Source organism: Streptomyces sp. NBC_00158, from assembly GCF_045160885.1.
GTDB lineage: Bacteria > Actinomycetota > Actinomycetes > Streptomycetales > Streptomycetaceae > Streptomyces.
Genome location: NZ_CP108161.1, coordinates 3,663,961 through 3,688,615, shown reverse-complemented (window position 1 = coordinate 3,688,615; position 24,655 = coordinate 3,663,961). Strand labels below are relative to the sequence as shown.

The 24,655-nt window shown below is 71.1% G+C and carries 23 protein-coding genes and 2 tRNA genes; 5 read left to right on the top strand and 20 right to left on the bottom strand.

All coding sequences use genetic code 11. The annotated features are described in order from the left end of the window. The 4 genes from OG553_RS16965 to OG553_RS16950 all read right to left on the bottom strand — a co-directional run bounded on the left by OG553_RS16965 (position 1) and on the right by OG553_RS16950 (position 2,394). Positions 1-639 (bottom strand): aminodeoxychorismate/anthranilate synthase component II, encoded by a 639-nt coding sequence (locus tag OG553_RS16965; protein WP_125595746.1) that lies wholly within the window; start codon positions 637-639, stop codon positions 1-3. Next, positions 636-812 (bottom strand): hypothetical protein, encoded by a 177-nt coding sequence (locus OG553_RS16960; protein ID WP_030011120.1) that lies wholly within the window; start codon positions 810-812, stop codon positions 636-638. Before OG553_RS16960 ends, OG553_RS16965 begins: the two co-directional genes overlap by 4 nt. Positions 813-914: 102 nt before the next feature. Then, positions 915-1,649, bottom strand: coding sequence for a class E sortase (locus OG553_RS16955; RefSeq protein ID WP_405979774.1), 735 nt, complete (start codon positions 1,647-1,649; stop codon positions 915-917). After that, positions 1,618-2,394 carry a DUF881 domain-containing protein gene (locus OG553_RS16950; protein WP_405979773.1) on the bottom strand — a complete coding sequence of 259 codons (777 nt, stop codon included), beginning with the start codon at positions 2,392-2,394 and terminating at the stop codon, positions 1,618-1,620. Before OG553_RS16950 ends, OG553_RS16955 begins: the two co-directional genes overlap by 32 nt. A gap of 91 nt (positions 2,395-2,485) precedes the next feature. Here OG553_RS16950 and crgA point away from each other — a divergent pair, with 91 nt between their 5' ends. Continuing rightward, positions 2,486-2,740: a cell division protein CrgA gene (gene crgA, locus OG553_RS16945; RefSeq protein WP_405979772.1), complete on the top strand. Its 255-nt coding sequence runs from the start codon at positions 2,486-2,488 to the stop codon at positions 2,738-2,740. A 129-nt stretch (positions 2,741-2,869) separates the two neighbouring features. Here the strand turns inward: crgA and OG553_RS16940 are convergent, their stop codons facing one another. Continuing rightward, a complete protein-coding gene (locus OG553_RS16940; protein ID WP_405979771.1) occupies positions 2,870-3,742 on the bottom strand; it encodes a rhomboid family intramembrane serine protease in 873 nt (290 codons plus the stop codon). 106 nt (positions 3,743-3,848) lie between these two features. Beyond that, positions 3,849-4,376 (bottom strand): peptidylprolyl isomerase, encoded by a 528-nt coding sequence (locus OG553_RS16935; protein WP_405983059.1) that lies wholly within the window; start codon positions 4,374-4,376, stop codon positions 3,849-3,851. Between the two features lie 175 nt (positions 4,377-4,551). On the opposite strand from OG553_RS16935, the gene OG553_RS16930 reads away from it, so the two are divergent. Then, complete coding sequence (locus OG553_RS16930; RefSeq protein WP_405979770.1) at positions 4,552-5,235, top strand: DUF5324 family protein; 684 nt, start codon at positions 4,552-4,554, stop codon at positions 5,233-5,235. A 79-nt stretch (positions 5,236-5,314) separates the two neighbouring features. Here OG553_RS16930 and OG553_RS16925 read toward each other — a convergent pair whose 3' ends face one another. Both OG553_RS16925 and OG553_RS16920 read right to left on the bottom strand, forming a co-directional pair. Then, a complete protein-coding gene (locus OG553_RS16925) occupies positions 5,315-5,803 on the bottom strand; it encodes a LysM peptidoglycan-binding domain-containing protein (RefSeq protein ID WP_405979769.1) in 489 nt (162 codons plus the stop codon). Positions 5,804-5,913: 110 nt separating this feature from the next. After that, complete coding sequence (locus tag OG553_RS16920; RefSeq protein ID WP_405979768.1) at positions 5,914-6,396, bottom strand: MarR family winged helix-turn-helix transcriptional regulator; 483 nt, start codon at positions 6,394-6,396, stop codon at positions 5,914-5,916. A 127-nt stretch (positions 6,397-6,523) separates the two neighbouring features. Here OG553_RS16920 and OG553_RS16915 point away from each other — a divergent pair, with 127 nt between their 5' ends. Continuing rightward, complete coding sequence (locus OG553_RS16915; RefSeq protein WP_405979767.1) at positions 6,524-7,969, top strand: MFS transporter; 1,446 nt, start codon at positions 6,524-6,526, stop codon at positions 7,967-7,969. Between the two features lie 82 nt (positions 7,970-8,051). Here OG553_RS16915 and OG553_RS16910 read toward each other — a convergent pair. After that, positions 8,052-8,124, bottom strand: a tRNA-Ala gene (locus tag OG553_RS16910). 161 nt (positions 8,125-8,285) lie between these two features. On the opposite strand from OG553_RS16910, the gene OG553_RS16905 reads away from it, so the two are divergent. Together OG553_RS16905 and OG553_RS16900 are read left to right on the top strand one after the other, a co-directional pair. After that, on the top strand, positions 8,286-8,834 hold the full coding sequence (locus tag OG553_RS16905; RefSeq protein WP_405979766.1) for a helix-turn-helix domain-containing protein: 549 nt from the start codon (positions 8,286-8,288) through the stop codon (positions 8,832-8,834). A gap of 31 nt (positions 8,835-8,865) precedes the next feature. Continuing rightward, positions 8,866-10,035, top strand: a complete 1,170-nt coding sequence (locus tag OG553_RS16900) for a serine/threonine-protein kinase (RefSeq protein WP_405979765.1) — start codon at positions 8,866-8,868, stop codon at positions 10,033-10,035. On the opposite strand, the gene OG553_RS16895 is transcribed toward OG553_RS16900, so the two are convergent. The 11 genes from OG553_RS16895 to dnaA all read right to left on the bottom strand — a co-directional run bounded on the left by OG553_RS16895 (position 10,032) and on the right by dnaA (position 24,552). Continuing rightward, positions 10,032-11,402 carry a hypothetical protein gene (locus OG553_RS16895; RefSeq protein WP_405979764.1) on the bottom strand — a complete coding sequence of 457 codons (1,371 nt, stop codon included), beginning with the start codon at positions 11,400-11,402 and terminating at the stop codon, positions 10,032-10,034. The two genes, OG553_RS16900 and OG553_RS16895, sit on opposite strands and share 4 nt — an antisense overlap. Before the next feature lie 138 nt (positions 11,403-11,540). Continuing rightward, positions 11,541-11,675: a DLW-39 family protein gene (locus tag OG553_RS16890; RefSeq protein ID WP_208809277.1), complete on the bottom strand. Its 135-nt coding sequence runs from the start codon at positions 11,673-11,675 to the stop codon at positions 11,541-11,543. Positions 11,676-11,820: 145 nt separating this feature from the next. Continuing rightward, positions 11,821-11,894, bottom strand: a tRNA-Ile gene (locus tag OG553_RS16885). Between the two features lie 95 nt (positions 11,895-11,989). Continuing rightward, positions 11,990-12,766, bottom strand: a complete 777-nt coding sequence (locus OG553_RS16880) for a DUF3566 domain-containing protein (protein ID WP_405979763.1) — start codon at positions 12,764-12,766, stop codon at positions 11,990-11,992. A 3-nt stretch (positions 12,767-12,769) separates the two neighbouring features. Continuing rightward, on the bottom strand, positions 12,770-15,391 hold the full coding sequence (gene gyrA, locus OG553_RS16875) for a DNA gyrase subunit A (protein WP_405979762.1): 2,622 nt from the start codon (positions 15,389-15,391) through the stop codon (positions 12,770-12,772). Between the two features lie 44 nt (positions 15,392-15,435). Next, positions 15,436-17,457 (bottom strand): DNA topoisomerase (ATP-hydrolyzing) subunit B, encoded by a 2,022-nt coding sequence (gene gyrB / locus OG553_RS16870; protein WP_405983058.1) that lies wholly within the window; start codon positions 17,455-17,457, stop codon positions 15,436-15,438. Positions 17,458-17,951: 494 nt separating this feature from the next. Beyond that, positions 17,952-18,479: a DUF721 domain-containing protein gene (locus OG553_RS16865; protein WP_405979761.1), complete on the bottom strand. Its 528-nt coding sequence runs from the start codon at positions 18,477-18,479 to the stop codon at positions 17,952-17,954. Beyond that, positions 18,476-19,612 (bottom strand): DNA replication/repair protein RecF, encoded by a 1,137-nt coding sequence (recF, locus tag OG553_RS16860; RefSeq protein WP_405979760.1) that lies wholly within the window; start codon positions 19,610-19,612, stop codon positions 18,476-18,478. The genes OG553_RS16865 and recF overlap by 4 nt, the downstream gene beginning before the upstream one ends. 53 nt (positions 19,613-19,665) lie before the next feature. Next, positions 19,666-20,541 (bottom strand): phosphogluconate dehydrogenase (NAD(+)-dependent, decarboxylating), encoded by an 876-nt coding sequence (gene gnd / locus OG553_RS16855; RefSeq protein ID WP_405979759.1) that lies wholly within the window; start codon positions 20,539-20,541, stop codon positions 19,666-19,668. Positions 20,542-20,736: 195 nt separating this feature from the next. Then, a complete protein-coding gene (dnaN, locus tag OG553_RS16850) occupies positions 20,737-21,867 on the bottom strand; it encodes a DNA polymerase III subunit beta (protein WP_007265226.1) in 1,131 nt (376 codons plus the stop codon). A gap of 864 nt (positions 21,868-22,731) precedes the next feature. Next, positions 22,732-24,552: a chromosomal replication initiator protein DnaA gene (gene dnaA / locus OG553_RS16845; protein ID WP_405979758.1), complete on the bottom strand. Its 1,821-nt coding sequence runs from the start codon at positions 24,550-24,552 to the stop codon at positions 22,732-22,734. Positions 24,553-24,655: the final 103 nt, after the last annotated feature.

The following is a 24,655-nucleotide window of genomic DNA, read 5'->3' as shown; positions in this document are numbered from 1 at the left end:
TCACGCGACGGCCTTGCCCACCACCGGGGCCAGCCCCACCGACCGCTCGACGGCTCCGGCGTCACCGCAGCGGACGAGCCAGTTCGCGAGCATCCGGTGGCCCCACTCGGTCAGCACCGACTCGGGGTGGAACTGGACGCCCTCCACGTCGTGCTCCCGGTGCCGCAGGCCCATGATGATCCCGTCCTCGGTCCGCGCGGTCACCTCCAGCACGTCGGGCAGGGTCGCCGGCTCGGCCGCGAGCGAGTGGTAGCGGGTCGCGGTGAACGGCGACGGCAGTCCGGCGAAGACCCCGAGCCCCTCGTGGACCACGGGCGAGGTCTTGCCGTGCAGCAGCTCGGGGGCGCGGTCCACGACGCCGCCGTAGGCGACCGCCATGGACTGCATGCCGAGGCAGACGCCGAAGACCGGTACGCCGGTGTCGGCGCAGTGCCGGACCATGTCCACGCAGACGCCCGCCTCCTCCGGCGTGCCGGGGCCGGGCGAGAGCAGGACGCCGTCGAAACCGTCCTGTGCGTGCGCGAGCTCCACCTCGTCGTTGCGCAGCACCTCGCATTCGGCGCCGAGCTGGTAGAGGTACTGGACCAGATTGAAGACAAAGCTGTCGTAGTTGTCGACAACCAGAATGCGCGCGCTCACGGAGTGGCTCCCGATCCCTCGTCCACCGTCACATCGTTGAACGGAAGGAGCGGCTCGGCCCACGGGAACACGTACTGGAACAGCACGAACACCACCGCCAGGACCAGTACGAGGGAGATCAGCGCGCGGACCCACGCGTTGCCCGGCAGATGCCGCCAGATCCAGCCGTACATTGCGTCCGTTTCCTTCGTCGTCCACGTTCGTTCTCGTACCGCGGGAGCGGTACCGCAACAGCCTACGGGCCCGGGGCCCCGCGGCGGGGGTCCGCTGGGCAATCACCCGCTCCCGGCGGGCCGGGTACCGGTGAGCTCCGCCCAGACGACCAGGCGGTGGCTGTGTCCCCACTCGGGGTCGCAGGTGGTGAGGGTGAGGTACCTGCCGGGGGTGGCGAACGGGGACCGGCGGGGCACCGGGGCGACCACCCCGGTCTCGGTGGGCAGGATCCGCAGCGGCTCGGCCCGGACGGTGTACGTGTACCAGCCGGTGGCGTCCCGGACGGTCACGGTGTCCCCGGGGCGCAGCTCGGGGATGTCCTTGAAGGGGTCCCCGTAGGTGCGCCGGTGCCCGGCCACCGCGAAGTTGCCGTCGCCGCCGGGGCGGGCGGAGCCGGTGTAGTGGCCGAGGCCCTTCTTCAGCGGTTCGGGGTCCGTGCCCTCCAGGACGGGCCTGCTCCAGTCCTTGCCGAAGCGGGGTACGTACAGCTCGGCGAAGGCCCGTCCGGGCTCGTAGGGCGCGGTATCCGGCCGTGCCGGGGCCTGCGCGGTGCCGGGGGCGGCGGAGCCGCCGGGCGGGGGCGCGGGGGCCGCCGTCGGGGCGGAGGCCGCCCAGCGGTCGTGCAGCCGCTCGCGCTCGGCCGTCGCGGCCCGGTCGGCCTTGACGCCGGTCCACAGCAGTACGTACGCGGTGAACAGCACGATCAGCGTCCCGGCCGTCAGGCACACCTCGCTGAACGTCCGCACCACCAGGCGCAGTACGACGTCAGGACGCGGCGGGCTCCAGCGGCTTCGCATAGTGGAGGTCCACTGTGCCGGAGTAGCCGGGCAGTGTCAGCCGCTTCTCCTCGTCCACTTTCCAGCCGAGCCCGTACGCGTTGACGTACAGCAGGTAGTTCTGGATGGCGGGGGACGCGTTGAGGGCCCTGCGCAGCGCGCCCGGGTCGCCGACGGCGGAGACCTTGTAGGGGGGCGAGTACACGCGGCCCTGGAGGATCAGGGTGTTGCCGACGCAGCGGACCGCGCTGGTGGAGATCAGCCGCTGGCCCATGACCTCGATGCCCTCGGCGCCGCCCAGCCACAGCGCGTTCACCACGGCCTGGAGGTCCTGCTGGTGGATCACCAGGTCGTTGGGCTGGGGTTCGGGGACGCCGGGCACGCGGGCGGTGGCGTTCGGCGGGGCGTCGTTGAGGGTGACCGTCAGACCCCGGCCGGTGAGCTCCTCGGTGCCGGAGGCGGCCCGCAGGGCGGCGAGCTTGGCCTCCTCGGCCTTGGTGCTGCCGTTGTCGCGCTCGGCGAGGGCGTCGACCTGGTCGCGCGCGGCGGCGGCGGTCTTCTCCAGCTCGGCGTTCTTGGCGCTGCGCTCGTGGATGAGGTCGGACAGCTTCAGGAGCGAGGCGTCCGTCCGGATGTTCGTACCCTTGGAGGTGTTGAAGCTGGTGACGAAGATGAGGCCGGCGAGGGCGAAGACGGCGGCCGTCAGCAGCCGGACGGGCCTGGCCCGGCGGCGGGCACCCGTGGAGGAGTCGTCGGAATTGCTCAACGTACCCTTCTCCTTCAACGCCAGAGGTCCACTACGCTAACGGACGCCCGGGGCAGGCAAGGTCCCCAGCGCATCGACAGGAGAGCCCCTCGTGCCGAAGTCACGTACCCGCAAGAAGGACGACTACACGCCGCCGCCGGCGAAGCAGGCGCAGGCGATCAGGCTGACCAACCGCAGTTGGGTCGCCCCGGTCATGCTGGCCTTCTTCCTCATCGGCCTCGCGTGGATCGTGGTCTTCTACGTGACCGACACCCGGCTGCCGGTGGAGGCGCTGGGCAACTGGAACATCGTGGTGGGCTTCGGCTTCATCGCGGCCGGTTTCGGCGTGTCCACCCAGTGGAAGTAGCGTCCGGCACCATACCCGGATAGCCCAGCGGCGCAAGCTCTCCCCATGAGTTATCCACAGCGTCATCCACACCTGAGGAAAAGACAGAAGATCTGTGGATAACTCTGTGGAGAGTTGACGCCGGTGTGATCAGGTGAGTTCGGCCGTCCGGACGACGACCAGCGCCACGGCCAGCAGGAACACCGCCGCGCAGGCCGCCGTCTGGACGAACGCCCGCTTGCGGCCCGCGGCGGGCACGAGCAGGCCCAGCGCGACCAGCGCGCCGGTCACCAGGCCGCCGATGTGCGCCTGCCAGGACACCGACAGCCCGCCGAAGGGCACGAAGGTCACCAGCAGCATCAGCCCGAGGGTGACCAGCACCGGCCGCATCTCGTAGCGGAGCCGGCGGGCGAGGACCACCGTGGCGCCGAGCAGGCCGCAGACGGCGCCGGAGGCGCCGAGGGTCGGGGTGTTCGGCGCGGTCAGCAGGTAGACGAGGGCGCTGCCGCCCAGCCCGGACAGCAGGTACAGCGCGAGGTAGCGGGTGCGGCCGAGGGCCGCCTCCAGCGGGCCGCCGATCACCCACAGGGCGAGCATGTTGCCGAAGATGTGCCACCACTCGACGTGCAGGAACACCGAGGTCAGCAGCCGGTGGTACTGCCCGGTGGAGATCCCCTCCACGGGTGCCCCGTAGTACTCCACGTACCGGCCGAGCAGCTCCAGGCCGACGGCCAGGCCGGGCATCGCCAGGACGGCGAGGAACACCGCCGCGTTGACCCCGATGAGGATCTTGGTGACGAGCTGGGGATCCGAGGCCACCAGTCCGCCCGCGACCGTGCGCGGGGCGTTGGCGGCGGGGGAGTGCCCGGTGCCGGATCCTCCCCGGACGCACTCGGGGCACTGGAAGCCCACCGAGGCGCTGATCATGCATTCCGGGCAGATGGGCCGCTCACAGCGGGTGCAGCTGATCCCCGTGTCGCGGTCCGGGTGGCGGTAGCAGCCCGGCAGACGGTCGGTGTCCATCGGTCCCCTCGATCGGCGGCGTGGCGGGGCCGGTGCCCCGCCGGTCCGGTACACATCGAGTACGGACGGGCGGGTACCGAAGGTTCCCGCCCCGCCGTCGCCGCGGTCAGCGGCGCTCGACGGAGACCGACTGGATGATCACGTCGTCCAGCGGCCGCTCGGTGCGCGGGTTGGTGGGGCCGGAGGCGATGGCGTCGACGACCTTGCGGCTGGCCGCGTCGGTGACCTCGCCGAAGATGCTGTGCTTGCGGGTCAGCCAGGCCGTGGGCGCGACGGTGATGAAGAACTGCGAGCCGTTCGTGCCCGGGCCGGCGTTGGCCATGGCCAGCAGGTACGGCTTGGTGAAGGCCAGGTCGGGGTGGAACTCGTCGGCGAACTGGTAGCCGGGGCCGCCGGTGCCGTTCCCGAGCGGGTCGCCGCCCTGGATCATGAAGCCGCTGATGACGCGGTGGAAGACGGTGCCGTCGTAGAGCGGGGCCGTGGTCTTCTGGCCGTCGGTGGGACGGGTCCACTCACGCTCGCCCGTGGCGAGCTCCACGAAGTTGCGGACGGTCTTCGGAGCGAAGTTCTCCAGCAGCTCGATCTCGATGTCGCCGTGGTTGGTCTTCAGGGTGGCGTAGAGCTTCTCGGCCACGGATCTGCCTTCCATAGTCATCACTGTCGGCCCCGATCCTCGCACGGTGGGCGGAAGGCCGCGGAAATCCTCCACCCGTATGCCCTGTCGCGCATGCGCGGGCGGCGCTGTGACGGGCATGATCCGACAAAGGGTGGAAAGGTGAACTGTGTCCGCCACCGAGGAGGAGGATCCCGTGACCCGCAAGGACAGCGTGCGCCTGGCCGCCGAGAACGCCAGGGACGCCGTGAAGCACGCAGCGGAAGTGGTGGCGCCATACGCGGAGACCGCCATGGACGCGGCCGCGCACTACGCGCACGAGGCGAACGAGCGGCTGGCGCCCAAGGTCTCCCACGCGGCCTGCCAGGCCTCGCTGCACGCACGGTCGGCGTACGACAACCACCTCCATCCGAGGATGCAGGCGGCGCGGACGCACGTACCCCCGAACGTGGACCGGGCCGCCGTGAAGGCCGTCCACCACACGCGCCTCGCCGCGCGCCAGGCCGCCGACTACACGGCGCCCCGGCTGGAGAGCGCGATCGCGGCGGGCCGGCCGGTGGCCGAGGAGGCCGCGTCCCGTTCGACGGCGGCCTTCGCGGCGCTGCGCGGCCAGGTGTCGGCGAAGGAGGTGCAGCGCCTGGTGCGCAAGCACGAGCGCAGGGCGCGGTGCGGTCGCTGGGTGAAGGGGGCCGCCCTGGTCGGCCTGCTGGCGGGCGGCGCCTTCGCGGCGTGGAAGTGGTGGGACCAGCAGTCGAACCCGGACTGGCTGGTGGAGCCCCCGGCGGCCACCGAGCTGTCCGCGCAGGACGCCGCCCCGGCCAGTTTCGACGACGAACTGGCGGAGAAGGAACGCGAGTCGAACGGCGGCAAGAACGCCTGACCCGCGCCGAGCGCACGTACGAGGGGCCCGGATCCGCGGGTGGATCCGGGCCCCTCGTGCGTGCGGTGCGCGCGGCGCGCTAGCTCGGCAGGGTCAGCACCATCCCCGGCCGGATGAGGTCCGGGTTGGAGCCGACCACGCCCCGGTTCATGGCGTACAGCTCGCGCCAGCGGGCCTCGTTGCCGAGCTCGCGGCGGGCGATCGCGGAGAGCGAGTCGCCGGGCTTGACGGTGTACGTGCGCTTCTTGGCGGCCGGTGCCGGCTTCGGCGCCATCGGAGCCTGCTTCGGCGACACCGGGACGGCCTTGTGCGCCGCCGAGGCGGGGCTCGGCGAGGCGGGCGCCACGGGCTTGGACACCGGGGGCGCCGCCGCCTTGGGCGGGGCGGCGGCGGCCATCCGCTCGGCGGCCGCCTTGGTGGCGGAGGCGGCGTCCGCGTAGGAGTCCGCGTACTTGGATCCCATGTCGGAGCCCGTCTTCGGGCCCTGCCGCTCCATCTCCCGCTTCGCCTTCTCCGCGGCGTCGTGTTCCTTCTTCTTGTCCGACTTCAGGAAATCGAAGAGTCCCATTGCGTGCGCCTCCGGCGTGCTGTTGCCCCCTGGCCTCATTGCCTCCCTCCACTGTCGTCCACCGTCAGCCGTACGGCCGGGTGACTGGGCCGTACGGGGGACCCCCGCGGCTACTGCCCGCGGGCGCGCCGGGCCGGGCGGGGGCTCTCGGCGGGCACGGCCAGCGGCCCCTCGGCGAGCCGGCCGAGGACCCGCAGCAGGCAGGCGCGGTCCTCGTCCGCGAGGCCGGCGAGGGCCTCGGCGTGGACCGCGTCGACGATCCGCCGGCTCTCCACGGAGACGGCGGCCCCCTTCTCGGTGACCGCGATGATCCGGGCCCGCCGGTCCTTGGCGGAGGGCCGGCGCTCGGCCAGTCCGGCCTTCTCCAGGGCGTCGACGGTGACGACCATCGTCGTCTTGTCCATGTCGCCGATCTCGGCGAGCTGGGCCTGGGTGCGCTCCTCCTCCTGCGCGTGCACGAGGACGCAGTGCATGCGGGCGGTCAGCCCGATCTCGCCGAGGGCCGCGGCCATCCGGGTGCGCAGGACGTGGCTGGTGCGGTCCAGGAGGAAGGACAGGTCGGGCTCGGTCCGGGTGGATCCCATCGCAGTCATGGGACCAGCCTAACAATTCGATCCGAAGAAAATAGTCTGCAACAAAACTATCTGCTACGGTCGCATCAGTTGCCCGCCATGGACCGCCGATGGCGCCGCCGACGCCCGCCGACGACCGGAGAGACCCATGACCACCGCAGTTACGGAAACCCCCACCGCCACCGACGCTCCGGCCCGCGGCCCGCGCTCGCGCCGGACGGCCCTCGCCGTGCTCTCGACCGGCATGCTGATGACCGTCCTCGACGGCAGCATCGTCACCGTGGCCATGCCGGCCATCCAGGAAGACCTCGGCTTCAGCCCCGCAGGCCTCAGCTGGGTCGTCAACGCCTACCTGATCGCCTTCGGCAGCCTGCTGCTCCTCGCCGGCCGGCTCGGCGACCTGATCGGCCGCCGCCGCATGTTCCTCGCGGGCACCGCCGTCTTCACGGCCGCCTCGCTGCTCGCCGGGTTCGCCGCGTCCCCCGCCCTGCTCATAGCCGCCCGCTTCCTCCAGGGCGTGGGCAGCGCCACGGCCTCCGCCGTCAGCCTCGGGATCCTCGTCACCCTCTTCCCCGGGGCCCGCGAACGCGCCGGGGCCATCGCCGTGTTCTCCTTCACCGGAGCGGCCGGGGCCTCCCTCGGGCAGGTGCTGGGCGGGGTCCTCACCGACGCCCTCGACTGGCACTGGATCTTCTTCATCAACCTGCCCATCGGCATCGCCGCCCTGCTGGCCGCCCTGCCCGCGCTCCCCGCCGACCGGGGGCTCGGACTGCGCGCCGGTGCCGACGTACCGGGCGCCGTGCTCGTCACCGCCGGGCTGATGACCGGGATCTACGCCGTCGTACGCGTCGAGGAGTACGGCTGGACCTCCGCGCACACCCTCGGCCTCGGGGCGCTCTCCCTGGCCCTGCTCGCCGGCTTCGCCCTGCGCCAGGCCAAGGCCCGCACCCCGCTGATGCCGCTGCGGATCCTCCGCTCCCGCACCGTGGCCGGCGCCAACCTGGTCCAGGTGCTGATGGTGGCCGCGCTCTTCTCCTTCCAGGTCCTCGTGGCCCTCTACCTCCAGCAGGTCCAGGGCTACGGAGCCGCGGAGACCGGCCTCGCGATGCTGCCGGCCGCCCTGGCCATCGGCGGGATCTCCCTCGGCGGCGCGGCGAAGCTGATCGCCCGCTTCGGCGAGCGCCGCGTCCTGCTCACCGGCCTCGTCCTGCTGGTCGCGGGCCTCGCCCTGCTGACCCGCCTCCCGGTACGGGCCGACTACGTCACCGACCTGCTGCCCGTGATGCTGCTGGCCTCCGGATTCGGGCTGGCCCTGCCCGCGCTCACCACCCTGGGGATGTCGGGCGCCGACGAGCGGGACGCCGGGCTGGCCTCGGGCCTGTTCAACACCACGCAGCAGATCGGCATGGCCCTCGGCGTCGCGGTCCTGTCCACCCTGGCCGCCTCGCGCACCGAGGCCCTGACGGCCGCCGGGACCGCCCGGCCCGAGGCCCTCACCTCCGGCTACCACCTGGCCTTCGCCGTCGGCGCCGGCCTCCTGCTGGCGGCCACGGCCGTGGCGGCCGCCCTCCTGCGCACCCCGCGCACCCGCTGAAAGCAGCCCCGGGACGGCCCCCGGGCTCACGAAAAAAGACCCCCTGAGCAGCGTTTGCGCTGGTCAGGGGGTCTTTCCGAAGTGGAGCCTAGGAGATTCGAACTCCTGACATCTGCCTTGCAAAGGCAGCGCTCTACCAACTGAGCTAAGGCCCCGAGCAACTGGACGCGGACGCCCCCCGGGAGGGAGTGTCCGTTCCGCAGGACAGAGTACCCGGTGCACCCCCGCATCCCGCAAAATGATAGGGACTCCCGCCCCGCGACCACGCTCCGTAAGATGCTCGCGAGGTTCGCACCAGCGAAGGGGAGTAGGAAGAGTGGACGCAGTACAGCAGGAGGCCACGGCCAGAGCCCGGGAACTCCAGCGCAGTTGGTACGGGGAGCCGCTCGGCGCGCTGTTCCGACGGCTCATAGATGACCTCGGTCTCAACCAGGCCCGCCTCGCTGCCGTGCTCGGGCTTTCGGCGCCGATGCTGTCCCAGCTGATGAGCGGGCAGCGCGCCAAGATCGGCAACCCGGCCGTGGTCCAGCGGGTCCAGGCCCTCCAGGACCTCGCCGGCCAGGTGGCGGACGGCAGCGTGAGCGCCGCCGAGGCCACCGACCGGATGGACGAGATCAAGAACACCCAGGGCGGCTCCGTCCTCAGCAACAGCGGCCAGACCAGCTCCGGTTCCGGCGCCCCCACCGTCAAGCGCGTGGTCCGCGAGATCCAGTCGCTGCTGCGCTCGGTCGCCGCGGCCGGCGACATCATCGAGGCGGCGGACACCCTCGCCCCCACCCATCCCGAACTGGCAGAGTTCCTCCGGGTCTACGGGGCGGGCCGCACCTCCGAGGCGGTGTCCCACTACGAGGCCCACCAGAACTGACACACGCGGGTGACGGGGGACGGGCGCAGCGATGGGTGAGGTCTTCGGCGGCCGGTACGAGCTGGTCGATCCGATCGGGCGGGGCGGCGCGGGCGCCGTCTGGCGGGCCTGGGACCGGCGCCGCCGCAAGTACGTCGCCGCGAAGGTCCTCCTCCAGGGCGATTCCCACATGCTCCTGCGGTTCGTGCGCGAGCAGGCCCTGCGCATCGACCATCCGCACGTCCTGGCCCCCGCCAGCTGGGCGGCGGACGACGACAAGGTCCTGTTCACCATGGACCTCGTCGCCGGCGGCTCCCTGGCCCACGTGATCGGGGACTACGGGCCGCTGCCGCCCCGTTTCACGTGCGTGCTGCTCGACCAGCTCCTGTCGGGGCTGGCGGCGGTGCACGCGGAGGGCGTCGTGCACCGCGACGTCAAACCGGCCAACATCCTGATGGAGGCCACCGGAACCGGGCGGCCGCACCTGCGGCTGTCCGACTTCGGGATCTCCATGCGCAAGGGCGAGCCCCGGCTCACGGAGACCGACTACGTCGTCGGCACGCCCGGCTACTTCGCCCCGGAACAGCTGGCGGGCGCCGAACCCGACTTCCCCGCCGACCTCTTCGCCGCCGGCCTGGTCGCCCTGTACCTGCTGACGGGCGCCAAGCCCGACGCGCGGGCGCTGGTGGAGCGGTTCGCCGCGCACGGCACCCCCGACGCCCCCGAAGGCGTCCCCGCGCCCCTGTGGGGCGTGATCTCGAACCTCCTGCACCCGGACCCCGACAACCGGTTCCGGACCGCCACAGGGGCGCGCAAGGCCCTTGCCGAGGCCGCCCAGTTGCTGCCCGAGGCCGCCGCCGGCGAGGAGCCGGTGGAGGTGTTCGACCAACTCGGTCCGCTTCCGGCCGGTTTCGGCCCCCAGGGACCTGAAATCGCCGCCTCCGCACCGCCGATGGGTTTCGGGCCGCCGCCGGCCGCGTACGGCCCCTCGGAGCCCGCCGCGGACCCGGGGACGAGCGGCTTCCACCTGGCCCCGCCCGCCGCCGCCACGGCCCCCGCCCAGGCCGCGTACGCCCTCACCGCCGCGCAGGCCACGCCCCCGGCACCCCGGGCGGCGCGGTCCGGCGGGATCGCCCCGCCCCCGGCGAAGGTCACCGCCGGCCTCCTCACCGCCGCCCTGCTGTGCTTCGCGGTCGGCGCCTGGGCCCTGACCCGGCTCTAGGACGCGGTCCGGGCCGCGCCCCGGCGGGCCAGCAGGGTCCAGACCCCGAGGACGAGCAGCAGCAGCGTCCCCGTCCCGAAGCCGGCCCCGGCCACGACCCGCATCGCCGAGGCGTCGTCCCGCGCGGCCGCCGCCTCCGGGGCGGTGAGCCCCTCCTTCGCCGCGGAACGCTCGGCGGCGCCGACGCCGAACCCGGCGGCGGCCAGACCCTCCCGGTACGCCGGGCCCTTGGCCGGTGCGCCGCTCAGGTCCAGGCGCAGCGTGAGCGGCACCGGCGTCGCGTCCTCGGTGAACTCCCCGACCTTCCCGGCCAGGGTGACGGCGACGTAGTACCAGCCCGCGAGCCGGACCGGCCCCACCTCGTCCGCCCTGGAGAAACGATTCTCGTAGGCCACCGGCGCGGTCTTCGGCAGCGTCACGGCCGCCTGCTTCCCGTCGTACGAGGTGCTCCCGGTGTCCACGAGCCCGCGGTACGGGCTGTACACCGAGACGGTGAGCCCGTTGGAGGCGGAGCCGTAGTCCTTGGTCATCCGCGCCTTGGCCGCCTCGGCGCCGACCGCCAGCTGCTGCCCCCAGTCCACCGGCACCCGGTAGAACCGGGTCTGCCCGGGGCGCAGGTCGTCGCGCCACACCCCGGGGCCCAGGGCCCGCGCGTCGTTGAAGCCGGTGCCCCCGGTACGGGCCACCGGGTCCGTGCCCGGCAGGGTCGGGGAGGCCGAGGGCCAGACGCTGGGCGCGGCGGTGGGGGCGGTGCCCGCGGCCGGGGCGGGCTCGCGCATCACGAGGAGCTCCACCGGCCACCCCGCCCGGTCGGAGTCCTTGCCCGCGGTCCGGGTGACCTTCGCGTAGTACGTGCCCGCGCCCTGGCACTCGGCGTCCTCCGCCAGCCGCCGCAGGCCCACCGCGCCGAGCGGCACGGGGTCGTAACCGAACGACGCCCGGCCGGGGTTGTCCGGGCAGGACCGGCCGCCGCTGGTCATGACCTCCACCTTCAGGTCGTCCCCGTAGCCCACCCGGGCCCCGGCGGGCGGCCGCAGCACGGCGGAGACGTACACGCTGGAGGCGTCGTCGAGACCGAGCCGGTAGAACCGCTCGCCGGGAGCGAGGGCGTCCTCGTAGGGCGTGCCGGTCTCCAGCAGCGGGGCGTCCGCCGTCGAGGGCGCGCCCCGCACCGGCTTCGCGCCGTCCGCCGGCCGGTACGCCGGCAGGGCCCCGCCCGGCGCGGAGTTCCCCGCCGAAGGGCCGCCCGTAGGCCCGGCGGCCGGAGCCGCGTACGCCGTCCCGGGGAGCCACGCCAGCCAGGCCAGCAGCCCCAGGGCCGCCGCCCCGGCCAGCGGCGTCCGGCGCGTCCGACGCACCCGATCCATCACACCCACCCCGAATTCGCTACAGCAACTCAGATCTTTGCGTAACCGAACTTCCCCCCGGAGCCGCGCACGGCCCCGGAACAGCACGAAGCCCCGGCAGCAGCGGCAGCCGGGGCTTCATGGAATCAATCGTGGGGCTCACACACCGGAACCAGAGGGCACGGAGTCGGTTGCCTCCGTCCACAGGTCCTGCTCGGCACGGTCCGCCTGGATCTGGCGGTACACGAGGAGCCCGCCGATGGCGGCCAGGGCGACCAGGAGCAGCTTCTTCACGGCGCGACCTCGTCTTTCGTAGACGTTGGGGACTTCTGGCCGCCAACAATACACACCGACCGATACCGATCGGTTACCTGGGACTCCCCCGGACGGCCCAACGAAGAAGACCCCCAGGCCGCGGCCTGGGGGTCTTCGTTCTCTGTGGGGCTAACAGGATTTGAACCTGTGGCCTCATCCTTATCAGGGATGCGCTCTAACCAACTGAGCTATAGCCCCTCCGCGCCTGCGCGCTGACTCCTGAAGATTAGCGCACAGACGCAGTGGAACCCAAATCCGCTCCTGCGGGGCTTTCCCGCAGGTCAGTCAGTGGGTCATTCGTCCTCGGCCAGCGTGAGCTCCACGCCGCCCACGAAGCCCGCCGACAGGTTGTAGATGAACGAACCCAGCGTCGCCAGGGCCGTCATCAGGACCACGTCGATCACCGCGATCACCGACGTGAAGATCAGCACGCGCGGCAGCGACAGGAACGACTGGAGGTCGAACCCGTTGCCCTCGTTCGAGCCGGTCGCCTCGCTGATGGTGCCGCCGACGGTCGAGAAGATGCCCATGGCGTCCATGACCATCCACAGCACGGCCGCCGCGACGACCGTGCACAGGCCCAGCGCGATCGACAGCAGGAAGCTGACCTTCATCACGGACCACGGGTCGGCCTTCGCCACCCGCAGCCGCGCCTTGCGCGTCCTGGGGGCCGTACGGACCCCAGGCACGGCCCCGCGCTGCGCGCCCGGGCCCGTGGGCGCCGCGTAGGCCTGCGGGGGCTTCTGGGGCTGCCTGGCCTGCTCCTTGACCGGCGCCTTGGCGGGCGCCGGCGCCTTGGCAGGCGCCTTCGCAGGCGCCTTGGGCTGGTCCTTGACCGGATCCTCGGCGGCGCTCTGCTCCTTGGCCGCCTGTTCCTTCGCGGCCTGGTCCTTCGTGGCCTGCTCCTTGACCGGCTCCTTCGCCTTCGGCTGCGCCGTCTTCGTCAGCGCCTTCGGCTTGGGTTCCGGTTCTCGGGTGTCCGTCACGGTTCCCCCCTGGGAGTCCGCGGCGGGGCCACGGGCACCGTTCGCTCCAGTCTTGGCCGGTCCGGCGCCCGTGGCTCCACTCACGACTTACTCCTCGTGCTCCCCGACCGAGGGCTCCGTGCCCTCGGCCGCCCCGGCGGCCGGTGCGTCGGCCGCCGCGGCCTCGATCTCTGACTCGATCTCGTCGGCCTCGTCAGCTTCCTGACCGGCCTCGGCGTTACGAGCGATGCCGACCACGGCATCGCGCTTGCCCAGGTTGATCAGCTGGACGCCCATGGTGTCACGGCCGGTCTCCCTGACTTCGTTGACGCGCGTGCGGATCACACCACCGCCGAGCGTGATGGCGAGGATCTCATCCGCCTCGTCGACCACCAACGCGCCGACCAGCGAACCGCGGTCCTCGACGATCTTCGCCGCCTTGATGCCCAGACCGCCACGGCCCTGGACGCGGTACTCGTCCACGGCCGTCCGCTTCGCATAGCCGCCGTCGGTCGCCGTGAAGACGAACGTACCCGGCCGGACAACGCTCATCGACAGCAGTTCGTCACCTTCGCGGAAGCTCATGCCCTTCACACCGGAAGTCGCACGGCCCATCGGACGCAGCGCCTCGTCTGTCGCGGTGAAGCGGATCGACTGCGCCTTCTTGCTGATGAGCAGCAGGTCGTCCTCGGCGGAGACCAGCTCGGCGCCGATCAGCTCGTCGTCGCCGCCGTCCTCCGTCTCCCGGAGGTTGATGGCGATGACGCCGCCCGAGCGCGGGGAGTCGTAGTCCTTGAGCGCCGTCTTCTTCACCAGGCCGCCCTTGGTGGCCAGGATCAGGTAGGGCGCCGCCTCGTAGTCGCGGATCGCGAGGACCTGGGCGATCTTCTCGTCCGGCTGGAAGGCCATCAGGTTCGCCACGTGCTGGCCGCGCGCGTCACGGCCGGCGTCCGGGAGCTCGTACGCCTTGGACCGGTAGACGCGGCCCTTGTTGGTGAAGAACAGCAGCCAGTGGTGCGTGGTGGAGACGAAGAAGTGGTCGACCAGGTCGTCCTGCTTCAGCTTCGTGCCCCGGACGCCCTTGCCGCCGCGCTTCTGCGAGCGGTAGTCCTCGGTCTTGGTCCGCTTGACGTAACCGCCGTGCGTGATCGTGACGACGATGTCCTCTTCGGCGATCAGGTCCTCGATGGACATGTCACCGTCGAAGGGCACCAGCTTCGAACGCCGGTCGTCGCCGAACTTCTCGACGATCGCCGCCAGTTCCTCGCTGACGATGGAGCGCTGACGCTCCTCCGAGGCCAGGATCGCGTTGTACTCGTTGATCTTGGCCTGGAGCTCGTCGTGCTCCGCGACGATCTTCTGCCGCTCCAGCGCCGCCAGACGCCGCAGCTGCATCTCCAGGATCGCGTTCGCCTGGATCTCGTCGATCTCCAGCAGGCCCATCAGGCCCTCGCGCGCGATCTCGACCGTGTTGCTGCGCCGGATGAGCGCGATGACCTCGTCGATCGCGTCCAGGGCCTTGAGCAGACCGCGCAGGATGTGCGCCCGCTCCTCCGCCTTGCGCAGACGGAAGCGCGTACGGCGGACGATGACCTCGATCTGGTGCTGCACCCAGTGGCGGATGAACGCGTCGATCGACAGGGTGCGCGGCACCCCGTCCACCAGCGCCAGCATGTTCGCGCCGAAGTTCGTCTGCAGGTCGGTGTGCTTGTACAGGTTGTTCAGCACGACCTTGGCGACGGCGTCGCGCTTGAGCACGATCACCAGGCGCTGGCCCGTCCGGGAGGACGTCTCGTCGCGGACGTCGGCGATGCCGCCGATCTTGCCGTCCTTGACCAGGTCCGCGATCTTCTGCGCCAGGTTGTCCGGGTTGGTCTGGTACGGCAGCTCCGTGACCACCAGGCACTGGCGGTTCTGGATCTCCTCGACCTCGACCACGGCGCGCATCGTGATGGAGCCGCGACCGGTGCGGTACGCCTCCTCGATGCCCTTGCGGCCCACGACCAGCGCGCCGGTCGGGAAGTCCGGGCCCTTGATCCGCTCGATGAGCGCGTCCTGGAGCTCCTCGTGCGAGGCCTCCGGGTGCTCCAGCGCCCACTGGGCGCCGGCCGCGACCTCGCGCAGGTTGTGCGGCGGGATGTTGGTGGCCATGCCGACGGCGATACCGGCGGAGCCGTTCACCAGCAGGTTCGGGAAGCGCGCCGGCAGGACCGTCGGCTCCTGGTTGCGGCCGTCGTAGTTGTCCTGGAAGTCGACGGTCTCCTCGTCGATGTCCCGGAGCATCTCCATGGCCAGCGGCATGAGCTTGCACTCGGTGTAGCGCATGGCGGCCGCCGGGTCGTTGCCCGGGGAGCCGAAGTTGCCGTTGGAGTCCACCAGCGGCATCCGCATCGACCACGGCTGCGCCAGACGGACCAGGGCGTCGTAGATGGAGCTGTCACCGTGCGGGTGGTAGGTGCCCATGACGTCGCCGACGACGCGGGCGCACTTGTAGAAGCCCTTCTCGGGCCGGTAGCCGCCGTCGTACATCGCGTACAGCACGCGACGGTGGACGGGCTTGAGGCCGTCCCGTACGTCGGGCAGCGCGCGGGAGACGATGACGGACATCGCGTAGTCGAGGTAGGAGCGCTGCATCTCCGTCTCGAGCCCGACGGGCTCGATGCGCAGCACGGGCTGCTCCTCCGCGGAATTCTCTGCGTTCTTTGCGGGTTGGGTGGTTTCGTCGGCCATTGCTGGTCAGGAATCCTTTCAGGCGGCGGTCAGCGGAGGCCGACTCAGATGTCGAGGAAGCGGACGTCCTTGGCGTTGCGCTGGATGAAGGAGCGCCGCGCCTCGACGTCCTCACCCATCAGCACCGAGAACAGGTCGTCGGCCTGCGCCGCGTCGTCGAGCGTGACCTGGCCGAGCACGCGGTGGTCCACGTCCATGGTGGTGACGCGCAGCTCCTCGGCGTTCATCTCGCCCAGACCCTTGAAGCGCTGGATCGAGTCTTCCTTGATGCGCTTGCCGTTCTGCTTGCCGAGCTCGACCAGTGCGTCGCGCTCGCGGTCCGAGTACGCGTACTCGAAGTCGTCGCGGCCCCACTTGATCTTGTAGAGCGGCGGGCGGGACAGGTACACGTGACCGGCCTCGACCAGCGGGCGCATGAAGCGGAAGAGGAAGGTCAGCAGCAGGGTGTTGATGTGCTGGCCGTCGACGTCGGCGTCCGCCATCAGGATGATCTTGTGATAGCGGAGCTTCTCGATGTCGAAGTCCTCGTGGACACCGGTGCCGAAGGCGCTGATCAGCGCCTGGACCTCGGTGTTCTGGAGGATCTTGTCGATGCGGGCCTTCTCGACGTTCAGGATCTTGCCGCGGATGGGCAGGATGGCCTGGTACATCGGGTTGCGGCCGGACTTCGCGGAGCCGCCGGCGGAGTCGCCCTCGACGATGAAGATCTCGCACTTGGTCGGGTCGTTCGACTGGCAGTCGGACAGCTTGCCCGGCAGCGAGGCGCTCTCCAGCAGGCCCTTGCGGCGGGTCAGGTCGCGGGCCTTGCGGGCCGCGACGCGGGCCGTGGCCGCCTGGATGGCCTTGCGGACGATGTCCGCGGCCTCGACCGGGTTGCGGTCGAACCAGTCGTTCAGGTGCTCGTGGACGACCTTCTGCACGAAGGTCTTGGCCTCCGTGTTGCCCAGCTTGGTCTTCGTCTGGCCCTCGAACTGGGGCTCGCCCAGCTTGACCGAGATGATCGCCGTCAGACCCTCGCGGATGTCCTCGCCGGCGAGGTTGTCGTCCTTCTCGCGGAGCAGCTTCTTGTCGCGCGCGTAGCGGTTGACCAGGCCGGTCAGCGCGGCGCGGAAGCCCTCTTCGTGGGTGCCGCCCTCGTGCGTGTGGATCGTGTTCGCGAAGGAGTACACGCCCTCGCTGTACTGCGAGTTCCACTGCATCGCGATCTCGACCGAGAGCATGCGCTCCTTGTCCTCGGCCTCGACGTCGATGACGGTCGGGTGGATCAGCTCGCCCTTGCGCGAGTTCAGGTACTTCACGAAGTCGACGATGCCGCCCTCGTAGTGGTACTTGACCGTGCGGGCCTTGGGCTCCTGCGCGTCCGCGTCGGGGTTGTCGGCGTCCGCCGTGGCCTTCGCCGACTCGCGCTCGTCGGTCAGCGTCAGGGTCAGGCCCTTGTTGAGGAAGGCCATCTCCTGGAAGCGCCGCGACAGCGTCTCGAAGGAGTACTCGGTGGTCTCGAAGATGTCGCCGTCGGCCCAGAACGTCACCGACGTGCCGTGCTCGTCGGTCTCCTCGTTCCTGGCCAGCGGCGCCGTCGGCACGCCGAGCTTGTAGTCCTGGGTCCAGCGGTAGCCGTCCGTCTTGACCTCGACCGCGACCTTGGTCGACAGGGCGTTCACGACGGACACGCCGACGCCGTGCAGACCACCGGAGACCGCGTAGCCGCCGCCGCCGAACTTGCCGCCCGCGTGCAGCACCGTCAGGACGACCTCGACGGCCGGCTTCCCCTCGGACGGCACGATGCCGACCGGGATGCCGCGGCCGTTGTCGACCACTCGCACGCCGCCGTCGGCGAGGATCGTCACGTGGATCGTGTCCGCGTGCCCGGCCATGGCCTCGTCGACCGAGTTGTCGACGACCTCCTGGACCAGGTGGTGCAGGCCGCGCTCGCCCGTCGAGCCGATGTACATACCCGGCCGCTTGCGCACGGCGTCCAGGCCCTCGAGGACCTGGATCGCACTGGCGTCGTAATTCTTCTCGTTGGAGTCGCCGGAATCGGCCACGAAGCGCCCTTTCTGGCACAGCGCAGCCCGTACTCCGGACCAGCGTGTGCGCCGGCGGGAGCGGCCGCGTCGATCTGCGTTGTCTGCGTTGTCGTGCTGTCTCCCGCGGATCGGGCGGGATTGCTTCCAGTCTACCGGTACCACTGACATGAATGGGGGTTTGCCGGTGCCTGAGTCCGCATGTGCCGCCCTGAACCTCCTCTCTGAGACTCCCCATATTCGGGGAGGGGCTCAAAGAGGCTCACGCGGGCGTCCAGCGCTTCGGCCTGTCAACCTTCCACTACCGTGAGGGACGCCACCCGCGCCGGCCCCTCCGGGAGGCTCCGGCCGGGGCGTCGCGGGGCATGCCGGGGGCGCCTCCCCGGCCTGTCCCCCGTCCTGGGGAGGGCCGCCACCGGGCCTCGCGGGCCGTCCTGCGGCCTGCTCTGCGGGCTTCTCGTCCGGCCTTCTCCTCCGGCCTTCGCCGCTGGCCGGAACCCGTACGGTCGCGGAACCTGCCAGGTGGCCGGAACCGGTCAGCCGTAGGTGTCGCCGGGCCCCGTGCTGCCCGGCGCCCGCAACGGCCCGTACCGCTTGGGGCGGCCGCCCGGGCCCTGCACCTTGATCAGCCGGACCGTGCCCTGTCCGAGTTCCGCGTTCAGCCGCGCCACCAGCTGCGGGGCCAGCAGCTTCAGCTGCGCGGCCCAGGCCGAGGAATCGCACCGTACGAGGAGTTCACGCTCCTCGTAGCGTTCCGGTTCACAGTGGGCCGCGATCTCCGGCCCGACGATCTCCGCCCAGCGCTCCATCACCCCGGCGACCGCGATCGGCATCTCCCAGCCGCGCTCGGTGCGCAGCCGGTCCAGGGCCGCCATCAGCGGCATCGGGTCCCGGCCGTCGGCGCGGGCCCCCGAGCGCAGCCCGGGCTGCTGCCGGCGCTGCTTCCCGCCGACCGCGTTGCCCCGCGCGCGGGCCTGCTCGCGCGCGGCCGCGAGGGCCTGGCGGGCCAGGTCCACCCCGGAGGGCTCCGGGGCCTTGCGCTCGTGCTTCTCGGCGTCGTTCACAGCCGGGTCACCTCACCGCCGGACACCCCGAAGCGCGTGCCCGTCAGCACGCCGGGAACGTCGTCGTCGACCGCCGCCGTCACGAGCACCTGTTCGCCGCCCGCCACCAGCTCCGCGAGCCGCTCGCGGCGGCGCGCGTCCAGCTCCGCGAAGACGTCGTCCAGGATCAGCACCGGCTCCGCGCCCTCCGAGCGCAGCAGCTCGTACGAGGCCAGGCGCAGGGCCAGCGCGTACGACCAGGACTCGCCGTGGCTGGCGTACCCCTTCGCGGGGAGTTCGCCCAGGCGCAGCAGGAGGTCGTCGCGGTGCGGCCCGGCCAGGGTCACCCCGCGCTCGATCTCCTGCTTGCGGACCTCGGACAGGGCGCCGAGCAGGACCTCGTAGAGCTCCTCGCGGGTGCGGGCGGCGCCGCTGTCGACCGGGTCGCCGGCGGAGGACTTGTACGCGAGGGCGAGCGGGCCGCCGCCGGGCGCGAGCTGCTCGTACGCCTTGTCGGCGAGCGGCAGCAGGGTGGCGATCAGGTCGAGGCGCTGGGCGAGGAGCTCGGCCCCGGCGCGGGCGAGGTGCTGGTCCCAGACGTCGAGGGTGGAGAGGTCCATGGAGCGGCCGCCGTGGCGTCGGGCCATGGCGGCGGACTTCAGGAGGGTGTTGCGCTGCTTGAGGACGCGCTCGTAGTCGGAGCGGACCGCCGCCATCCGCGGGGAGCGGGCGGTCACGAGCTCGTCGAGGAAGCGGCGCCGCTCGCCGGGGTCGCCCTTGACCAGGGCGAGGTCCTCGGGGGCGAACAGCACGGTGCGTACGATCCCCAGCACGTCACGGGGTCTGACCTGCGAGGACCGGTTGATGCGGGCGCGGTTGGCGCGTCCCGGGTTCAGTTCGAGCTCGACCAGCTGCTGTCGTTCGCCCTGGGTGACCGCGGCCCGGATGACCGCCCGGTCGGCGCCCATGCGGACGAGCGGGGCGTCCGAGGAGACGCGGTGGCTGCCCAGGGTGGCGAGGTAGCCGATGGCCTCGACGAGGTTCGTCTTGCCCTGGCCGTTGGGGCCCACGAAAGCCGTGACGCCCGGGGCGAGGGGGACCTCGGCCCGGGCGTACGAGCGGAAGTCGGCCAACGAGAGATGCGTAACGTGCATGCGGCGCCGACCTCCCCCGGCTTCCTGCTGTGCTGTGTGGTGCTGTGGTGCGCTTACTTCTTCTCGACCGCGTGGCCGCCGAACTGGTTGCGCAGCGCGGCGATCATCTTCATCTGCGGCGAGTCGTCCTGGCGGGACGCGAACCGGGCGAACAGCGAGGCCGTGATCGCCGGCAGCGGGACCGCGTTGTCGATGGCCGCCTCGACGGTCCAGCGGCCCTCGCCCGAGTCCTGGGCGAAGCCCTTGAGCCCGTCGAGGTGCTCGTCCTCGTCCAGCGCGTTGACGGCGAGGTCCAGCAGCCAGGAACGGATGACCGTGCCTTCCTGCCAGGACCGGAAGACCTCGCGGACGTCGGTGACGGAGTCGACCTTCTCCAGGAGCTCCCAGCCCTCGGCGTAGGCCTGCATCATGGCGTACTCGATGCCGTTGTGGACCATCTTCGCGAAGTGGCCCGCGCCGACCTTGCCGGCGTGCACGGAGCCGAAGTCGCCCTCGGGCTTGAGCGCGTCGAAGATCGGCTGGACCACGGCGACGTCCTTCTCGTCGCCGCCGTACATCAGCGCGTAGCCGTTCTCCAGGCCCCAGACGCCGCCGGAGACGCCGCAGTCGACGAAGCCGATGCCCTTGGCCTTCAGTTCCTCGGCGTGCTTCTCGTCGTCGGTCCAGCGCGAGTTGCCGCCGTCGACGACGATGTCGCCGGGGGAGAGCAGCTCGGCGAGCTCGTCGACGGTGGACTGCGTCGCGGCCCCGGCCGGGACCATCACCCACACGACGCGGGGGGACTGCAGGCCGTCCACAAGCTCCTGCAGGCTGTGGACATCGGCGAGGTCCGGGTTGCGGTCGTATCCGATGACGGTGTGGCCTGCGCGGCGGATGCGCTCGCGCATGTTGCCGCCCATCTTGCCGAGACCGACGAGACCGAGCTCCATCAGGTGGGTTCCTTAAGCGTTGGGGCCGTCTGTACGGGGCTTCCCCGGTACCGGTGGGTTCCGGTCGTTTCTCCTGGGTCGCCCGCCGGGTCCGAGCCTACGCCGGGCCATGGCGTCGGGCCGCTCCGGACGGCGCCGGGCCCGGCACTCGCGGCTGCGAGACCGGGCCCGGTGCCGTCGTACGGCGGGAGCGGGTCAGCCGGAGAGGCGGACCGGCATGATCAGGTACTTGTAGGCCTCGTCGGCCTCCGCGTCGACCGCGGGCCGGCCGCTGAGCAGCGCGGGCTTGGTGGACGTGGTGAAGCTGAGCTGGGCGGCGGGCGAGTCGATGGCGCTCAGGCCGTCCAGCAGGAAGGTGGGGTTGAAGGCGATCGAGATGTCGTCGCCCTCGAGGTTCGCGTCGACGCGTTCCACAGCCTGTGCATCGTCGCTGGAGCCCGCTTCCAGGATCAGCACGCCCTGCTCGAAGCTGAGGCGGACCGGGGTGTTGCGCTCGGCGACCAGGGCCACGCGCTTGACGGCCTCGACGAACGGGGCGGTCTCGATCACGGCGACGGAGTTGAACTCCGTCGGGAAGAGGGTGCGGTACTTCGGCAGGTCGCCTTCGAGCAGGCGGGTGGTGGTGCGGCGGCCCGCGCCCTCGAAGCCGATGAGGCCCTCGCCCTGGCCGGAGCCGGAGAGCGCCAGGGTGACGGTGTCGCCGCTGGTGAGGGACTTGGCGGTGTCGAGGAGGGTCTTGGCGGGCACCAGGGCCACGGCCGAGGCCTCCGGGTTCTCCGGCTTCCACAGGAACTCGCGGACCGCGAAGCGGTAGCGGTCGGTGGAGGCCAGGGTGACGCGGTCGCCCTCGATCTCGATGCGGACACCGGTCAGCACGGGGAGCGTGTCGTCGCGGCCGGCGGCGATGGCGACCTGTGCGGCGGCGGAGGCGAAGACCTCGCCGGGCACGGTGCCGGTCGCGGTCGGCATCTGCGGGAGCGCCGGGTACTCCTCCACAGGCAGGGTGTGGAGTGTGAACCGCGAGGAGCCGCAGACCACGGTCGCCCGTACACCGTCTGTGGAAATCTCCACCGGGCGGTTGGGGAGGGCGCGGCAGATGTCGGCGAGGAGCCGGCCGGAGACGAGGACGGTGCCGTCCTCCTCCACGTCCGCCTCGACGGAGACGCGGGCCGAGACCTCGTAGTCGAAGCCGGAGAGGGACAGGGTGCCCTCCTCGGCCTTCAGCAGCAGGCCCGCGAGTACGGGCACCGGCGGCCGGGCCGGGAGGCTGCGTGCAGCCCAGGCCACCGCCTCCGCGAGTACGTCGCGCTCCACCCGGATCTTCACCGGAACCGCCTCCTGCTGTTGCTCGCTCGTCTGCCGGCCTTCGTCGTCGGCCCGTCGATGCCTCGACCGATGCCGGGGACCAGTCTGACGTACGGCGCCGACAGTCGTCGCGGCTGGCGGTCAAGTCGGGAGCGAGGAGTCGGGACGGCCGTCCGGCGAGTTGTGCACAGGACCCGCTTGAAAACCGAAACCGGCCTAACTCTCCATGGGGGTAGTAGTAGGGCCTGTGGAAACGGTGGATAAGCCCGTTTTCCCAGGTCAACCCGCGTTTTTTATCCCCACACCCTGTGGGTGGGACCGGTGGACAACCGGGGGTGTCTGTGGAGAACGGAAAGTTCTGCACAGGTCGTCCCCAGGTGACCCTCACTACTCCACAGGTGTGTCCCCAGCTTTTCCCCAGAAGTCCACAGACCAAACGTCGACATCCGTGTGACCGCTTTCACTCGGGGCGGTGATGCGGGGTGTGCCGTTGCCGAACAGTGGACAACGGTGTGGAGAACCGTCGGGAACCTGTGCACAGGATGCGGGAACCTGTGGGGCGGCGGTGGACAAAGGAGTGGATGAGCCTGTGGATGATTTTTCTGTCCACAGCCTGTGGATGACACTTGTTCACAAATCCACAGCTGCCTGACCTGGCCTGATGGGGCCTCAACCGGCGCCCCTGTGGACAGATTGTGGGCGATGTGGACTGTCCTCAGGCTGTGGACGGAAGAAACCTGGGGAATCTGTGGATGACGGGCCCTCCCGGGGGCGCATTCGAACAGAGCAGGGGCGCACGGACGAAGAAGGGCGCCCCCGGTTCGATCCGGAAGCGCCCTGTCCTGAGGTTTGAGGGACCGCCAGCCGGCCCCTGTGGGGCCGTCGTCAGCCGTTCTTGATGCGGTTGGTGAGCTCCGTGACCTGGTTGTAGATGGAGCGCCGTTCGGCCATCAGGGCGCGGATCTTGCGGTCCGCGTGCATGACGGTCGTGTGGTCCCGCCCGCCGAACTGGGCGCCGATCTTCGGCAGCGAGAGGTCCGTCAGCTCGCGGCACAGGTACATCGCGATCTGCCGGGCGGTGACGAGGACCCGGCTGCGCGAGGAGCCGCACAGGTCGTCCACGGTCAGCCCGAAGTAGTCGGCGGTGGCCGCCATGATGTCGGAGGCGGTGATCTCGGGCGCGCTGTCCTCGCCGCCCGGGATCAGGTTCTTGAGGACGTCCTCGGTGAGCCCGAGGTCCACCGGCTGGCGGTTCAGGCTCGCGAAGGCGGTGACGCGGATCAGCGCCCCCTCCAGCTCGCGGATGTTGCGCGAGATGCGGGAGGCGATGAACTCCAGTACCTCCGGCGGGGCGTTGAGCTGCTCCTGGACGGCCTTCTTGCGCAGGATCGCGATGCGGGTCTCCAGCTCGGGCGGCTGGACGTCGGTGATCAGGCCCCACTCGAAGCGGTTGCGGAGCCGGTCCTCCAGGGTGACGAGCTGCTTGGGCGGCCGGTCGGAGGACAGCACGATCTGCTTGTTGGCGTTGTGGAGCGTGTTGAAGGTGTGGAAGAACTCCTCCTGCGTCGACTCCTTGCTCGCGAGGAACTGGATGTCGTCGACCAGCAGGATGTCCATCTCCCGGTACCGCTTGCGGAAGGCGTCGCCCTTGCCGTCGCGGATGGAGTTGATGAACTCGTTGGTGAACTCCTCCGAGCTCACGTACCGCACGCGGGTGCCGGGGTAGAGGCTCCGCGCGTAGTGCCCGATGGCGTGCAGCAGGTGCGTCTTGCCGAGGCCCGACTCCCCGTAGACGAAGAGGGGGTTGTACGCCTTCGCCGGCGCCTCGGCGACGGCCACCGCGGCGGCGTGCGCGAAGCGGTTGGAGGCGCCGATGACGAAGGTGTCGAAGAGGTACTTGGGGTTCAGCCGGGCGGTCGGCTCCAGCGGGCCCGAAGTCGAACCGCCGGAGGGCGCCGACGGCGGCGGCGCGGGCGTCGGCCGGCCGGGCGCGGGGCGCGGGGCCGACTGCTCGTACTGCGGCGGCTCGTACTTCTGGGGCTCGTACGGCTGGGGTTCGTACTTCTGCGGCTCGTACTGCTGCGGTTCGTAAGAAGAGGAGGAGTCGTAGCCGGGCTGCTCGTACTTCTGCTGCTCGTAGCCGCCCTGGTCGTAGCCGCCGGGCTCGGACTGCTGGAGGTATCCGGGCTGCGGGGTGGCGTAGGGGTCGCGCTCGGGGAAGCCGCCGAGGCGCTGCTGCTGCCAGCCGTACTCGTCCTGGCCGCCGCGGGGCCAGGAGCCGGGCTCCTGGCGCGGCTGCTGGTACTCCGGGTACGCGGGGCGAGCGGTCGGGAGCTGGTCCTCGCCGGGACCGGCGCCGGGGCGCTGGCCGCCGTACGGCTCGTAGCCCTCGCGCGGGGAGGGGGCGGGCGGGGCGGACGGTGCGGGCTCGCCCGCCGAGTCGTCCACGGTGATGGCGATCCGGATCGGGCGGCCGCACTCGCGGCTCAGGGCGTCGCTGATCAGCGGGGCGAGACGGCCTTCCAGGACCCGCTTGCCCCACTCATTGGGGACGGCGAGCAGGGCGGTGTCGGCCACGAGGGCCAGCGGCTGGCATCGTTCCACCCACTGCTTGTCCTTGGGCTCGATCCCCTGCTGGCCCTCCCCGAGCAGCTTCTCGAGCACGCGTGGCCACACTGCGGCAAGATCGGCAGGTACGTCAGCCACAGAGCACGCTCTCTCACAGGTCCCGGTCCCACGAATGTGTGGTTCTTTGGGACGGTCGGGACAAAAAATCCGGGATCAGGCAACGGTAGTCAGGCCGGTGGGT

Bases quoted from the DNA above. Each gene is read 5' to 3' on its own strand.
- OG553_RS16960 (WP_030011120.1), bottom strand. From the start codon at position 812: ATGTACGGCTGGATCTGGCGGCATCTGCCGGGCAACGCGTGGGTCCGC.
- OG553_RS16955 (WP_405979774.1), bottom strand. From the start codon at position 1,649: ATGCGAAGCCGCTGGAGCCCGCCGCGTCCTGACGTCGTACTGCGCCTG.
- OG553_RS16940 (WP_405979771.1), bottom strand. From the start codon at position 3,742: ATGGACACCGACCGTCTGCCGGGCTGCTACCGCCACCCGGACCGCGAC.
- OG553_RS16925 (WP_405979769.1), bottom strand. From the start codon at position 5,803: ATGGGACTCTTCGATTTCCTGAAGTCGGACAAGAAGAAGGAACACGAC.
- OG553_RS16920 (WP_405979768.1), bottom strand. From the start codon at position 6,396: ATGACTGCGATGGGATCCACCCGGACCGAGCCCGACCTGTCCTTCCTC.
- OG553_RS16915 (WP_405979767.1), top strand. From the start codon at position 6,524: ATGACCACCGCAGTTACGGAAACCCCCACCGCCACCGACGCTCCGGCC.
- OG553_RS16900 (WP_405979765.1), top strand. From the start codon at position 8,866: ATGGGTGAGGTCTTCGGCGGCCGGTACGAGCTGGTCGATCCGATCGGG.
- OG553_RS16895 (WP_405979764.1), bottom strand. From the start codon at position 11,402: ATGGATCGGGTGCGTCGGACGCGCCGGACGCCGCTGGCCGGGGCGGCG.
- gyrA (WP_405979762.1), bottom strand. From the start codon at position 15,391: ATGGCCGACGAAACCACCCAACCCGCAAAGAACGCAGAGAATTCCGCG.
- recF (WP_405979760.1), bottom strand. From the start codon at position 19,612: ATGCACGTTACGCATCTCTCGTTGGCCGACTTCCGCTCGTACGCCCGG.
- gnd (WP_405979759.1), bottom strand. From the start codon at position 20,541: ATGGAGCTCGGTCTCGTCGGTCTCGGCAAGATGGGCGGCAACATGCGC.